Origin of the sequence: Chryseobacterium culicis (assembly GCF_002979755.1) — a bacterium.
Taxonomy (GTDB): domain Bacteria; phylum Bacteroidota; class Bacteroidia; order Flavobacteriales; family Weeksellaceae; genus Chryseobacterium; species Chryseobacterium culicis_A.
Map to the genome: position 1 here is coordinate 1,125,191 of NZ_PCPP01000001.1, position 14,225 is coordinate 1,139,415.

General features: G+C 36.5%; 17 protein-coding genes. 9 read left to right on the plus strand and 8 right to left on the minus strand.

All coding sequences use genetic code 11. The features are described from left to right. Positions 1-99: 99 nt before the first annotated feature. Together CQ022_RS05280 and CQ022_RS05285 are read left to right on the plus strand one after the other, a co-directional pair. Positions 100-297: a hypothetical protein gene (locus CQ022_RS05280; RefSeq protein WP_105682021.1), complete on the plus strand. Its 198-nt coding sequence runs from the start codon at positions 100-102 to the stop codon at positions 295-297. Positions 298-411: 114 nt separating this feature from the next. Next, positions 412-2,127, plus strand: coding sequence for a hypothetical protein (locus CQ022_RS05285; RefSeq protein ID WP_123864384.1), 1,716 nt, complete (start codon positions 412-414; stop codon positions 2,125-2,127). 43 nt (positions 2,128-2,170) lie between these two features. Here the strand turns inward: CQ022_RS05285 and CQ022_RS05290 are convergent, their stop codons facing one another. Then, positions 2,171-2,731 carry a DUF2867 domain-containing protein gene (locus CQ022_RS05290; RefSeq protein WP_228421596.1) on the minus strand — a complete coding sequence of 187 codons (561 nt, stop codon included), beginning with the start codon at positions 2,729-2,731 and terminating at the stop codon, positions 2,171-2,173. 227 nt (positions 2,732-2,958) lie between these two features. Between CQ022_RS05290 and CQ022_RS05295 the strand changes: the two genes are divergently transcribed. The 3 genes from CQ022_RS05295 (at position 2,959) to CQ022_RS22890 (ending at position 4,668) form a co-directional block, all read left to right on the plus strand. Further along, positions 2,959-4,107, plus strand: coding sequence for a methionine aminotransferase (locus tag CQ022_RS05295; protein ID WP_105682019.1), 1,149 nt, complete (start codon positions 2,959-2,961; stop codon positions 4,105-4,107). A gap of 200 nt (positions 4,108-4,307) precedes the next feature. Beyond that, positions 4,308-4,466 carry a hypothetical protein gene (locus tag CQ022_RS22885; RefSeq protein WP_165791643.1) on the plus strand — a complete coding sequence of 53 codons (159 nt, stop codon included), beginning with the start codon at positions 4,308-4,310 and terminating at the stop codon, positions 4,464-4,466. 25 nt (positions 4,467-4,491) lie between these two features. Continuing rightward, on the plus strand, positions 4,492-4,668 hold the full coding sequence (locus CQ022_RS22890) for a hypothetical protein (RefSeq protein ID WP_165791642.1): 177 nt from the start codon (positions 4,492-4,494) through the stop codon (positions 4,666-4,668). An 88-nt stretch (positions 4,669-4,756) separates the two neighbouring features. On the opposite strand, the gene CQ022_RS05300 is transcribed toward CQ022_RS22890, so the two are convergent. Next, entirely contained in the window at positions 4,757-5,521 is a 765-nt protein-coding gene (locus CQ022_RS05300) for an SDR family NAD(P)-dependent oxidoreductase (RefSeq protein WP_105682018.1), read from the minus strand. A gap of 89 nt (positions 5,522-5,610) precedes the next feature. Next, positions 5,611-6,549, minus strand: a complete 939-nt coding sequence (locus CQ022_RS05305) for a helix-turn-helix domain-containing protein (RefSeq protein WP_105682017.1) — start codon at positions 6,547-6,549, stop codon at positions 5,611-5,613. 282 nt (positions 6,550-6,831) lie between these two features. Here CQ022_RS05305 and CQ022_RS05310 point away from each other — a divergent pair, with 282 nt between their 5' ends. From CQ022_RS05310 to CQ022_RS05320, 4 genes are read left to right on the plus strand one after another with little or no spacing between them, the layout of a single operon-like run. Then, entirely contained in the window at positions 6,832-7,023 is a 192-nt protein-coding gene (locus CQ022_RS05310) for a hypothetical protein (RefSeq protein ID WP_105682016.1), read from the plus strand. A gap of 40 nt (positions 7,024-7,063) precedes the next feature. Beyond that, on the plus strand, positions 7,064-7,246 hold the full coding sequence (locus CQ022_RS05315) for a bacteriocin (protein ID WP_165791641.1): 183 nt from the start codon (positions 7,064-7,066) through the stop codon (positions 7,244-7,246). A gap of 55 nt (positions 7,247-7,301) precedes the next feature. After that, on the plus strand, positions 7,302-7,460 hold the full coding sequence (locus tag CQ022_RS22895; RefSeq protein ID WP_165791640.1) for a hypothetical protein: 159 nt from the start codon (positions 7,302-7,304) through the stop codon (positions 7,458-7,460). A 37-nt stretch (positions 7,461-7,497) separates the two neighbouring features. Continuing rightward, a complete protein-coding gene (locus tag CQ022_RS05320; protein ID WP_105682014.1) occupies positions 7,498-7,743 on the plus strand; it encodes a bacteriocin in 246 nt (81 codons plus the stop codon). 161 nt (positions 7,744-7,904) lie between these two features. Here the strand turns inward: CQ022_RS05320 and ychF are convergent, their stop codons facing one another. The 5 genes from ychF to CQ022_RS05345 form a co-directional block, all read right to left on the minus strand. After that, positions 7,905-8,996 carry a redox-regulated ATPase YchF gene (gene ychF / locus CQ022_RS05325; RefSeq protein WP_105682013.1) on the minus strand — a complete coding sequence of 364 codons (1,092 nt, stop codon included), beginning with the start codon at positions 8,994-8,996 and terminating at the stop codon, positions 7,905-7,907. A 179-nt stretch (positions 8,997-9,175) separates the two neighbouring features. Further along, positions 9,176-9,727 carry a ferritin gene (locus CQ022_RS05330; protein ID WP_105682012.1) on the minus strand — a complete coding sequence of 184 codons (552 nt, stop codon included), beginning with the start codon at positions 9,725-9,727 and terminating at the stop codon, positions 9,176-9,178. 236 nt (positions 9,728-9,963) lie between these two features. After that, positions 9,964-11,580: a glycoside hydrolase family 10 protein gene (locus tag CQ022_RS05335; RefSeq protein ID WP_105682011.1), complete on the minus strand. Its 1,617-nt coding sequence runs from the start codon at positions 11,578-11,580 to the stop codon at positions 9,964-9,966. Positions 11,581-11,709: 129 nt separating this feature from the next. Then, complete coding sequence (gene typA / locus CQ022_RS05340) at positions 11,710-13,515, minus strand: translational GTPase TypA (protein WP_105682010.1); 1,806 nt, start codon at positions 13,513-13,515, stop codon at positions 11,710-11,712. 368 nt (positions 13,516-13,883) lie between these two features. Next, positions 13,884-14,135 (minus strand): DUF1294 domain-containing protein, encoded by a 252-nt coding sequence (locus CQ022_RS05345; protein ID WP_105682009.1) that lies wholly within the window; start codon positions 14,133-14,135, stop codon positions 13,884-13,886. Positions 14,136-14,225 lie beyond the last annotated feature (90 nt).

Below are 14,225 nucleotides of genomic sequence, written 5' to 3' on the forward strand. Positions count from 1 at the left end.
CCTGCGCACTTGCTTGCTCATCCTCCACACTTATTAATTGTTCCTGTTCTGTATTAAGCCTCTTTTCTATTTTCGTCATGTTAAACAAAAAAAATCATCATGAAAATCACTAGAAAAGTACTCAAGAGAAATCAAATGAACTCCATTATTGGAGGAACAGCGTTTATTACACCAAGCGGTCCTGGAGCGATTCCTCAGCCCCAGCCTCCCGTTGCTCCGAATCCACAGCCCATTGGAGGAATTCCTTTTATCTACACAATGCCATGGAATGGATTGCCATGGATTGAACCTAAATAACCGGTTAAAGATACATTCCAATCTGCAGATTGGAATGTTATTTTTTAAACAAAAACATCCGGTAGTTCAATTACCGGATCGGAAAACAATACAAAAAACTGAAAAATCAAAAACATGAGAAAAATAACCCTCTATATTGCCATGGCTTGTCTTTTAACGGCATCCTGCTCCGATACGATGGAACAATACAACACTGAAGCTTCCCATTCTGAACTCATGAACAGGAATCTCACTTCAGAAGATGAAACAAAATATGCTGAAGAAGGAGAACCTACAGTATTAGGAGAACAGCTTCCTGTTCCTTACACGATTGAAAGCATGATGGCTGCTTACAAATCATTACTGGCTGAACCAAAAGCAGAAGGCAACAGATCACTGACTGCTGTGAACATTCGTCCTACACACAAGTACATTAAATTTAATCCCACAACAGAAGATGAACTGGAAGCACTTCAGCAATCCGATCTTATTCTTTATGATTATCCGCTTGACAGAGAAATATTGGTAGTCGGTAAATTCTATCATGATCCTGATGTTCCCGCTGATCAGCCTACACCTCAATATGCAACTGTAAGAAACGAAACCCCCTTACCTGCAGGAGTTAGCTATGAAGTTCTTCAGGAAGTGTATCTTCCCGAGGAAGATATCGAACTTTTAGGCACGGGTAATATGAATTATAAATTTGTCTATAGCCTGGTCCACAGAGCAGAAAATCTATCCGGGTTCACACCTTGGGAACCAAGTGACTATAAACCATGGGATAACCTGGGAGAACCAGGGCAATGGTATCCCAATCCAAACCCGAATCCCGGAGGAGGCGGAGGTGGTGCCCCAATATATGGTACTATCCGAATCTTCGATACAAGATTAAATACACTCATCCCTTTTGAAGGCGCCAAAGTTACTGCCAAAAGGAGCTTGAGAACAAGAGAAGGCATCACCAATGCAAACGGTCAGTACGGACTGAGCGGCACTCCTTTTCCCAACAACAGAAATGTAGATTTTAAACTGCATATGGATAGAAAGCACTTTGTCATAAAGGATAATATGGTGAGTCCTTCCAATGTTGTACGAAATAATATTAAAAGCAACCATTGGAGCCATGACATCATGCCTGGATATGAAAATATGCAAGGTCATATGTTCAGAGCAGCCTATCGCTATTTTTATAAAGACATTGGAGGTTTACAAAGACCCGTCAGACCAAGTGGAAACCGTTCACACATTATAGCTAAGAATACAGCTAAAGATTGGCAGGGAATCAATTATGTTGCTTTTCCATACCTGAAAATAGCAAGATTCCGACCTGGTTCAACTACAGAATATAACTCTGATGACTATTTCTCAACCACTGTACATGAACTCGCCCATACGTCTCATGTTATCAAAATGAACACCGGAGTAGTTCAGTATTCACAGGTTAGCTCTATGCTGCAGGAAAGCTGGCCATGTGCTGTAGAATGGTTTGTAACAGGAATAGAATACAGAGAAAGAGGAATTACTAATTATGGAACTCCTAATTATAATCCATCTAATCCTCCTGTATTTCCTAACCGTTTCGGGTATCAGTTCTGGAGTTTGAATACAAGTTCTGACTATACAAGTTTATTCATTAATTTAGTTGATAACTTTAACGAATTGGGACAGTCATTCAGCCCTCAACCTATGGGAACGGTAAATGATCAGGTTACCGGCTATACCTTAGCAAATATTGAAAATAATTTCCTAAAATATTGTTATGGATTAAGCAGTTTAAGTGTTCAGCTTAAAGCAAACAGGCCCGCTGGAGTAAGCAATGCACAGATTGATTTACTATTAAGTTCCTATTAAATTTATTCCTTTTAAAATAATGACCATCTTTTTATGAGGATGGTCATTTTATATCAATTTTTACTGTATACAATTTCTTCTTTTCCAGCTGCCCGATCATATTTTTCAGCATAGCCGGTACCATCAGCTTATGAAAGGGACGAACGGGTAAAAAGTACAAAACACCCCACCAGTTATGAAATTTTACTGTAGTGGATATCGTAAACGAGTTTTGATTGCCCTCTTTACTAGTTTTGTCAATTAAAAGAGAAATTCTGAAATTCAAATGTCTGTCATCTTCACCCAGGACAATTTCATTATGCGTTTTATCCAGCACCTGAAAAAGTCCAAGGCGCTCTCCCACTTCACATGTAAAACCTTTTTCCGTCAGATTATTTTCTGTTTCAGTTCCGGTCTTCAACCCGAACAATCCCACTAACTTATTTCTGAAAGCAAACATTTTCTTTCCCCATTTCGGGCTGCTCGTAAAGAAAGCTTTTCCAACTGTCGTGATATCAAGTTCTTTATTCATCAGTTCACCTTCAAAGCTATCCATATAATCGAAATCTTTTTTTCCCGGAGATAAAATGGATTTTTCAGGAAACTCAGTCTTTTTAATCTTCATTGTCATTGTTTTAATGGTTGTTTCTCTAGCAAATGTAGCTATCTTTCTGTGGATTCAAAAGAAAAAATCAAACACATGTTTAAAATCATATTCTATCTGAAAAAAAGGCTGCTTATTCTTAGAAATACTCAACATGAGAGGTAAACTTGCACTTTATATAATTTTTATCCTGTCAATTTCAAACCGTTGTAAATATTTCAGTAATTTCGATCAACAAAACTGTTTTTATGATACAACTTCCTTTGTCAAAACTTTCCAATGTAGGAACTACTATTTTCAGTCAAATGACTCAACTTGCCAATGAAAATGAAGCGATCAATCTGTCTCAGGGATTCCCGGATTTTATGCCCGATTCAGAATTATTAGATCATGTGGATCACTTTATTAAAAAAGGCTTCAACCAATATGCTCCTCTTGGCGGAATGATTGGCCTAAAGGAAGAAATTGCACGAAAAATAGAAAACAGCCATCAGGCCATTTATCATCCGGATTCTGAAATAACAGTTACAGCAGGCGGAACTCAGGCTATTTTCACGGCAATTGCTTCTTTTATTAAAAAAGAGGATGAAGTGATTATTTTCGAACCTGCTTATGACTGTTATGAGCCTACCGTAGAGCTTTTCGGAGGGATTGTAAAACGTTTTGAAATGAAAGCTCCGGATTATGAAATCGACTGGGCTGTAGTAAAAAATCTTGTCAGCGAAAAAACCAGAATGATTATTCTTAATAATCCTAACAATCCTTCAGGGAAAATACTGAAAGAGAATGATATACAAGAACTTATTGAACTCGTAAAGGGAACTTCCATTCTGATTCTGAGCGATGAAGTGTACGAGAATATTATTTTCGACGGAAAAGAACACTTAAGCATTTGTAAATATCCTGAGTTGAAAGAAAGAAGCCTTCTTGTTGCCTCATTTGGAAAGCTTTTCCATGTTACAGGTTGGAAAGTGGGTTATTGTGCTGCACCTAAAAGTTTGACAGACGAATTCAGAAAGGTTCATCAGTTCAATGTATTTTGTGTAAATACACCTATTCAGCTTGCACTGGCAGAATACATGAAAAACGATGAACATTATACTTACCTTAATCAATTTTTCCAGGAAAAACGGGACTTTTTGAGAAAAGGTCTAGCAGGCACTTCATTTGAACTATTGGATTGTGAAGGAACTTATTTCCAGGCGGTAAAGTATGATAAGATTTCTGATAAAAATGACTTTGATTTCGCTTCTGAGCTTACCATCCGTCATAAGGTAGCCAGTGTTCCTTTCTCCTCATTTTATAAAAATAAACTGAATGAGAATGTGATCAGGTTATGCTTTGCCAAGAAACAGGAAACCCTGGAAAAAGCTCTTGAAAATTTATCAAAGTTGTAATAGGAATCTGTACTTTCAAGAAATCTATATCTCTGCAGATATCGCAGACCAAAAGTATCTGTTCTACCTTTTAATCAGTGAGAATTTTTATTATGATATGATTATTATCTGGTAGGATTACTTATTTTTATCATTCATAAGTGATTTATTTAATTTGTTTTCTTATTTTTATACTAATCAACCATTTAAATATCGGAATCATGAAAAAAGTAGTTTTGCTGCAAGGAAAAAAATTAAACAAAAAAGAATTAAATATGATCAAAGGAGGTCTGAAGATCTGTATTCTTCCCGGAACTACAGAATGTTCTGAGTATGCAAGATATTGCGGAGAACCTCAATGCCAGGTGCCTATTAACTAAAAACAATAACCATTAAAACGATCCCATGAAAATCAAGAATGTAAACAAAGGAAAAAAATTAACCCGAAAAGAGCTGCATGCAGTCAATGGAGGTCTGGGCAACATAAGATGTACCAATTCTTCAGGATATTGTGTATACATCGGGCCTGGATGTATGGAGCAGAAATGCCAGCTTCCGGAACCTCTTGAAGCTGTAGAATAAAATACATTATTCCATATTCAGAATCGGCCGGCTCAAAATGAGCCGGCCGATTCTGAAACGATACTGTTTCGTTTGGGTAATAAAAACGTTATAAAAACATTCCTCCTGAAACTTCAATTCTTTGTCCATTGATCCATCTTGCATCTTCTGTACACAGGAAGGCTACCACTCCGCCAATATCATCGGGAAGACCTACTCTTCCAAGGGCTGTAGCTCCAGCTACCATAGCATTAATCTCTTCATTATCTCTCACTCTTCCTCCTCCGAAATCTGTTTCAATAGCTCCCGGAGCTACCACATTGGCTTTGATTTTCCTTGAACCTAACTCTTTAGCCATGTATTTTGTCAACATTTCTACTCCAGCTTTAATTGACCCATAAATGGAAGAACCTGGTGTTGCAAATCTGGCCAGTCCTGAAGAGACATTGATAATCCCTCCTCCATCATTCATAAATGGTAATAATTTTTGAGTCAGGAAAAATACTCCTTTAAAGTGAATATCCACCACATCGTCCAGCTGTTCTTCCGTTACTTCCGTAATTGGTGAATATAGGGCCGTTCCTGCATTATTGATAAGAAAATCAATATGAGGACTTCCTGTGCTTTCCTGCAAATGATCTGTTACATTTTTTACAAAGGCATCAAAACTTTTCAGGTCTTTTGTATCCAGTTGAAATGCCACAGCATTCCTTCCCATTGATTTTATCTCATTCACAACAGCTTCTGCTTCTTCTTTGTTGCTTCTGTAAGTAATAATAACGTCTAATCCTTTTTGAGCAATTTTAAGTGCTGAGTTTTTCCCCAATCCACGGCTTCCTCCGGTTACCAGTGCGATATTTGTTTTTGTGTTCATTGTATTTTGATTATTTTGATGGTACAAAGTTGGGATATTTTCAGACAGAAGGAGTTGCTTGAATCAATCTGAAATTTGCAAAATTCAAATCAGGAACGAAATTCTAATGGAGTAAAGGTTGTTTTCCTTTTAAAGAAATTAGAAAAATGGGCAATCTCCTCAAATCCCAGCGCATATGATATTTCTGAAACATTCCATTTCGTCTGTTTTAAGAGTATTTTGGCTTCCTGAGTAATACGGTCAGAAATAAATTCTGTAGTGGTCTTTCCGGTACTTTCTTTTAATCTTTTATTTAAATAGTTAACATGAACTGCCAGCCTGTCTGCATAATCTTTCGCAGTCTTCAATTGCAGTCTCTGTTCCCAGGATTCAATAGGAAACTGTCTTTCCAACAGCTCTATAAACAAAGAAACCACTCTCATGGAAGCATCGTTTGAAGCCGATATTTTGGATGCCGGCTGTAATTTCTGTCCGTAATGGATCAGCTCCAGAACATAGTTTCTGATCAGATCATATTTAAATACATAATCTGAGTCGATTTCCTTTTTAATCTTTTTAAAAAGACTTTCAATCTCTTCTGCAAGTTCATTATCAATTTCAAAGACAGGCACTCCTCCCGGCTGAAAAATAGGGAGATCCTCGAGATTGTAGTAAGATTTATCTTTAATGAAAAAGTCTTCAGTAAAAACACAGAAACTTCCCGACTGATCAGGATCTTCGGGTACCCAATGATACGGAACCTTAGGCGTTGCAAATAGCAGAGCATTCTGTTGTATTGAAATTACTTTATCTGCATATTCTGCTCTGTTCCGTCCCTTAATAAAGCTTATTTTATAGTACTTCCTTCTGTTATAAGGCATTTCAGAAGTAGTTTTTGCCCTTTCTATGGTCTGGGCGATATCAAAAACATTAAAATGACCAATGTCTTTATGAAGACCCTTTGGAAAAATACTTTCAAGATCTTTCCCTAGTTTGGCAGCCATCTCTTTATAAAAATCTTCCAGTGAAGTATGTGCTACTTTTTCCATCGCAGATGATTTGTAAAATTCAAATATACGAACTTATAAAACAGTCTATTTCAAACGGATAAAAAATTATTCTCTGAACTCCAAATTCCTATAGGCATTTTCAGTATAAAACACCTTATTAGTATATTAAAAAATTCCATAGATTTTTTATATAACATGAAATCAATAACCAACATCAAGACATATCATTTAAAAAATTCTTATTTTTTTTTCTAAACACAGTGATATAACTCATTTATTTTACTTACTTTCGTCAAAACTAACCCTTTAAAAATCAAACCAATGAAAAATCAAATCAATCAAATTGGAAAAAAATTAGACAAAAAACAATTAAGAACAATTAAGGGAGGTCTTATCAACTGTATGGAACCAGTTCTATGCCCTAGTCTTCCTTGTGAGCCTTCTTCTGATCCGAATGGATGCACGATTATTTCTCCAAAGTGTGCACAAAAAGAGTGCAGACCTCAATTATAAGACCCAATAATTTCATAAACGAAAAAAGACTATGAAAAAAATGGAACTTAATAAAGGTAAAAAACTCAACAAAAAAGAACTAAAATCTATTCAAGGAGGAATGCTTAACTGTATGGAAGCCATCCCATGTACAGAGTTTCCTTGCGAAGCCTATCCTCCTGGGGATATTAGAAACTGTACCACAATATCTCCAAGCTGCGCTCAAAAAATTTGCAGACCTTAAAGATCTCCTATCTATTGAATTATAATTATATCAATAATCACTAAAACCAAACATTATGAAAAATCAAGATTTAAATCACGGAAAAAAACTAAACAAAAAACAATTAAGAGTCATTACTGGCGGAAAGGAAATGTGTCTGCTACCAGACCTTACTTGTAAGAAATATTCGCTTGCCTGTGCAGAATTACAGTGCCAGCCTGGTATTGAATTGTAATAAACCTAAAAAAACTAAACCATAAAAACTTTAACGAATGAAAAAACAACATTTAAACAATGGTAAAAAACTCAATAAAAAAGAGTTGAAAACTATTCAAGGAGGTGTAATGATATGTAGCCATCAAGGTGTTTGTGCACAAATTCATCCATCATGTTATGAGCCCAAGTGTCGAACAGGTGAGGCAGAATTAAGATGTACAGATATAGTTGGCAACTGCGTTATGATCTCCCTAAGTTGTATGGAGCCAAAATGTCGATTCGAAACAGGTATTCCACTTTAAGGATAAAATAACAGAACTGCTCTCTGATTTCAGGGAGCCGTTTTTTTTAACAGAAGCCTTCGTTTTGAACTTCAGCTAAGAAATATAAATCCACTTGCAGCAAAAAGCGCTCCCAAATACATGGAAGCGCTTTTTATTATAACTAACTTTAATACTTTTCTTTATACGTTGAATCTAAAGTGCATGATGTCACCATCCTGTACAATATATTCTTTACCTTCTACAGAAAGCTTTCCTGCTTCTTTTATCTTTACTTCAGAACCGTAAGTGATGTAATCGTTATATTTGATTACTTCCGCACGGATAAATCCTTTCTCGAAGTCTGTGTGGATTACACCTGCAGCCTGTGGAGCTGTCCATCCCTGTCCGATAGTCCAGGCTCTTACTTCTTTCACACCCGCAGTAAAATAGGTCTGAAGTTTCAGAAGGTCATACGCCTTTCTGATCAGACGATTCACACCTGGCTCTGTAAGACCTAGTTCATCTAGGAATATTTCTCTTTCTTCAAAAGTTTCAAGCTCATTGATGTCAGCTTCGATCTGTGCAGCTAGTACTACTACTTCAGCTCCCTCATTCTTAGCCATTTCTTCAATCTTACCGATCCAGTCATTTCCGTTTTTAATAGAATTTTCATCTACATTACAAACGTAAAGTACCGGTTTGTTGGTTAGCAACTGAACCTCTGCAATAACTGATTTTGTGAAATCATCAGTTGCAAATTCTCTTGCATTTTTACCATCTTCAAGGAATTTTTGTAAATTCTGAAGGGTTTCGTAGGTAAGAATATCTTCTTTCTTCCCTGACTTGATGAATTTCTTAGCTTTCTCAACTGCTTTCCCTACTGTTTCAAGGTCTTTCAACTGAAGTTCGATATCAATAATTTCTTTATCTCTTAATGGATCTACTGAACCTTCTACGTGAACAATATTTCCGTTATCAAAACATCTTAAAACGTGAATGATTGCCTCACACTCGCGGATATTTGCTAAGAACTGGTTCCCCAATCCTTCTCCTTTGCTGGCTCCTTTTACAAGACCCGCAATATCAACAATCTCCACTACAGCAGGTAAAACTCTCTCAGGTTTTACGATTTTCTCTAGCTCAAACAATCTTTGATCCGGTACAGAAACCGTTCCTAAGTTAGGTTCAATTGTACAGAAAGGATAGTTTGCTGATTGAGCTTTTGCGTTACTCAAGCAGTTAAAAAGAGTTGATTTACCTACATTCGGCAGGCCTACGATTCCACATTTCATATTGTAAAATTCAAAGTTTAAGGTTTAGGGGTAATTCAAAGACGCTTCAACTTTAAACATTGAACTCAGAACCTTGAATTACGAGTGTGCAAAGATAGTGATTTTTGAGGGAGTTTCATAATAAAAAAATCTGCCAGTGTTCTGACAGATTTTCAAAAGGTTTGGATTCACCGGATATTTTATGGGTTAGCTCCCGTAGCATTCTGAGCCAGTGGAACATCATTCGGTGCTTCCTGTAAAGTTTTATCTAAAGTAAATAAAGATTCATCAGTAGCTCTGTCTCCGCCTGCAATTTTCAATTTGTCAATTAAATTCTGAGCTAATGTTTCCTCTTCAATCTGCTCCTGTACAAACCATTGCATAAAATTCCAGGTTGCCCAGTCTTTTTCTTCCATAGAAAGATCTACAATTTTGTAAATGGCGGTGGTATTATCGACTTCATGTTTGAAAACCCCGTCAAAACAAGCTGTAAGCGTTTTAGGATCAGCTGGAGGAGCCGGAATCGCTGTTACCTTTGGTTTCCCACCCCTGTTTAAGATATATTCCATGAATTTGATTGAATGATTTCTCTCTTCCTGGGCGTGGCGGTAAAGAAAGTTAGCAATCCCCTGATAGCCTTTGTCATCAGCCCAGATTCCATAAGATAAAAAAACGTGTGATGCATGAATTTCCTTGTTCATCTGGTCACTAAGTGCTTTTTCCATGTTGGTGGAAAGTCTTTTAGTATTCATAATGTTATATTTTGGTGATTATGGAATAAATCATGCAAAAACAGTTCCGATAAGGTGATTACATTATATACAACAAGACAACACACGAAAATAAATATCTGATTTTCAGTATTTTAAATTATTAATTTATAGCTATTCTAAAATACAAAACCAGCTCTTTTTCAAGAACTGGTTTTAAAAGTTATCATTGAGATTGCTTCACCTTACGGTTCGCAAAGATTAATAATAGATCAGTATTATTTAATTTTTCTGGCGGTATAATCACTTTCATTTCCTAATCTGTCAATCGCTTTAATAGCAACAGCATTCAGTTTTTTACCGTCTTTAGATTTAGGAATATCTTTTGAAAGGGTATCCAATGTCAAAATTTCTGTCTGCCAGACCCCGTTATATTGCGTGAAAAGTACCCATAGAAAAACGTCTGCTACATTTTTTGTACTCCAGCTTGTCTGCACAAAGCTTCCGTTATCAGCAATAAATAATGTAGGCGTCTGAAGCGGAGCAGTTTTTATCCATGGAGACTTCGGAACTAATGCTTTTTCATTGTAGGGTCCGTTTTTCAGCGTTGGAAGCATATTTGGATTTTTGGTAAGTCCGGCAATACTCCAGTGAATTTCTCCGGCATCATTTTTCAAAATATTTCTCGAAATTGCAATTTGATTTTTGATTTCCGTAGGGCGGTCAGACACTTTAATCTCAACAGTATTCAATCCCGGCCATAAGTGACGATTCATTGTATTTTCAGACTGCCACCAGCTCAACAGGGCTTCAAAGCTTTGTCCTTTGGAATCAATAGGCCAGTAAAGCTGTGGTGAAAAGTAATCTACCCAACCTTTATTTAGCCATAATTTAGCATCTGCATACAGCTCGTCATACTGTGAAGATCCTACAATTCCCGCAGGATATCCAGGCTTCCATATTCCGAACGGGCTGATCCCAAATCTTACATTATTTTTTTCTGCGTGAATTTCTTTATAGATACGTTCTACAAATTTATTAACGTTATCTCTTCTCCAATCTGCTCTGGATAATGTACCACCATTGCTTACATAGGTATTCCAGGTTGCATTATCGGGGAAATCCGCACCTTTATTATAAGTTGCATAAGGATAGAAATAATCGTCAAAATGAACAGCATCAATATCATATCTTTTTACAATATCTTTTACAACATTTGATACGTGCCCTTGTGTTTTGGGATTGGCAGGATCAAACCAGTACATTCCATTCTTTAGTCTTACAACAATATCGGAAAGTTTATTGACCATTGACAGCTTATTCACGGCACCACCATTGGTATGATGGGCACGATAAGGATTTAGCCAGACATGCAACTCCAATCCTCTTTTATGAGCTTCTTCAATCCAGAACTGAAGCGGATCATAGTTGGGTGAAGGAGCCGTTCCTGTTTCTCCGGTAAGAAAGTAAGACCATGGCTCGATATTACTTGTATAAAGTGCGTCAGCAGAAGGTCTGATCTGGAAAATAGCAGCGTTAAAATTATTATCTTTCAGCATATCAAGCATACTGATCGCTTCTGCTTTCTGTTGTTCCACCGTAAGATCAGTTCTTGAAGGCCAGTTGATATTGGCTACACTGGCTATCCATGCTCCGCGGAATTCTCTTTTAATTTCCGGAAGGTTGGTTCTGAAATTTTCTTCCGTTGAAGCTGCCGTTCCTGTTGTAGGTTTTGTAGCTACCGGATTTACTTTTGGAGGGTTTGTATTGTTGGTTGGTTTTGTCGGATTCTTTGTGGAAGGTGTTTTTACAACATTGTTCTGAACAGAACATGAGGTAGTGTAAGATGCAAAAACGCCCAATAAAACGATAAGTTTTAATTTATTCATTCTCATAGTCACAAAACTACATTAAATTTTATTTTTATTTTCAGAGATTATTATGCCAAAATAAGCATTTTAATGGGTTGGCATAGAAAAAAAGCCTCGAAAATCGAGGCTTTGATTTTATGTATAAGATTTTTATTATGCTTTTGCAGATCTTTCTAATCTTTTTCTTTCTTCTTCAGAAAGGATTTTCTTTCTCATTCTGATGAAGTTTGGAGTTACCTCAATCGCTTCATCACCTTGGATGTATTCCATACATTCTTCCAGAGAGAATAAGATTTTCGGAGCAACACCAGTATCTTTATCTTTTCCTGAAGCTCTCATGTTGTTCAACTGTTTTGCTTCTACGATGTTTACTACCAAATCTCCAGGTTTGTTTTGTTCACCGATGATCATCCCTGTGTAGATTTCCTCACCCGGATCAACGAAGAACTTACCTCTATCCTGTAGTTTTGCAATGGAATATTCTGTAGCAGGACCTGTAGTTTTGCTGATCAAAACACCATTGTTTCTTCCTGGGATAGAACCTTTGAAAGGCTTATATTCTGTGAAACGGTGTGCCATAATAGCTTCACCAGCAGTAGCTGTCAACATCTGAGAACGTAGTCCGATCAAACCTCTTGAAGGAATTTCGAACTCCATGTGCTGCATTTCACCTTTAGTTTCCATAATATGAAGGTCACCTTTTCTTTGCGTTGCCAAGTCGATAACTCTTGAAGCAAATTCTTCAGGAACATCAACAACCAAAGATTCATAAGGCTCACATTTCTCACCGTCAATTTCTTTGAAGATAACCTGCGGCTGACCAATTGTCATTTCATATCCTTCTCTTCTCATTGTTTCAATCAAAACAGATAAGTGAAGAATACCTCTACCGAATACCAAGAAAGTGTTTGCATCATCAGTCTGCTGAACTCTTAATGCTAAGTTTTTCTCTAATTCTTTTGTTAATCTTTCTTTCAGGTGGTTAGAAGTAACATATTTACCATCTTTACCGAAGAAAGGTGAATTGTTGATAGAGAACGTCATGTTCAAAGTAGGCTCGTCAATTGCAGTTCTTTCCAATGGCTCTGGATTTTCAAGATCTACAAAAGAATCACCAATCTGGAAAGCATCAAAACCTACTACAGCACAAATATCTCCTGCTTTTACTTCAGTTACTTTTTTCTTTCCTAATCCTTCGAAAACGTAAAGTTCTTTTACTTTTCCTTTTACGATTTTACCTTCTGCCTGAGCAAGACCAATCCATTGGGATTCTTTGATCTCACCTCTTGTTACTTTCCCGATTGCAATTCTTCCTAAGAAAGAAGAGAAGTCAAGAGAAGTAATCTGCATTTGAAGATTTCCTTCCGTTACTTTCGGCTCAGGAACATATTGTAAAATACCATCTAATAGTGGTAAAATATCCTCAGTCTGTTCTAATGAAGTGTTGAACCATCCTTGTTTTGAAGATCCATAGAACGTAGGGAAATCCAATTGTTCTTCTGTAGCTTCAAGGTTGAAGAACAAATCAAATACTTTATCATGCACTTCGTCAGGACGGCAGTTTGGTTTATCTACTTTATTGATTACCACTAATGGTCTCAATCCTAACTCCAATGCTTTCTGTAGTACGAATCTTGTTTGTGGCATTGGTCCTTCGAACGCATCCACTAACAAAATAACTCCATCAGCCATTTTCAATACTCTTTCTACTTCTCCACCAAAATCGGCGTGACCAGGAGTATCAATTACGTTAATTTTTGTGTCTTTATAAGTAACAGAAATATTCTTGGATAAGATCGTGATCCCTCTTTCTCTTTCAAGATCGTTGTTATCCATAATTAACTCCCCACTCTCCTGATTTTCTCTGAAAATGTTGGTAGCGTGAATGATCTTGTCAACCAAAGTCGTCTTTCCGTGGTCAACGTGTGCGATAATCGCAATATTTCTAATGTTTTGCATAAAAGATTTTTACGGGTGCAAAAGTAGTGATTTTTAATGAAAAAATATTTAGTTATATAAATATTTAATATTTTGTTTAAAATACTTATTTACAAGACAATGAAAAAAGTGTGTCCAAAAAACACTCTTTAAGTCATTTATACGCCAGTTTGTACTTCCCTGATCTCTCACTGGCGGTTCTCCACATATCAGCTTAAATTACCTGCAATTAAAGGGAAACCAGGGTTCATTTCCGGAAATCCATCTAAGATTTCTCCTGTGATTTTGCCTACTCATTATCAGCATGATAAAATTATAAATAAAATATATAGCGGCAAGTATTTTTTACAATATTTAACATTTAAGGACACACTGTAACATTTATTGTATCAATGCCTTAACAATCGGTAAAAAAGAACCAGATTAATTAAAACCACAATGAAAAACTTTACAAGAAAAGATTTTTTGGAAACTTTATGATGGAAAATAATCATTCCTGATGCGGCTCCCAGGATGCCGATCAGAGAAAGTCCTAACAGAGTGTTTTCGGAAATCCTCCATTGATGTTTTTTGGCTTGCCATTTATCAAAACCAAAGACACCAAAGGTAATCAGGTTTGCGATCAGCAGAAAAGGGATCATTTTCAATTAATTTGCCGCAAAAATAAAGTTTAATTTACAGATAGAAAAGTTGCAGGAATGTAAATCCAGATTCAGAATAATATTTTTGAT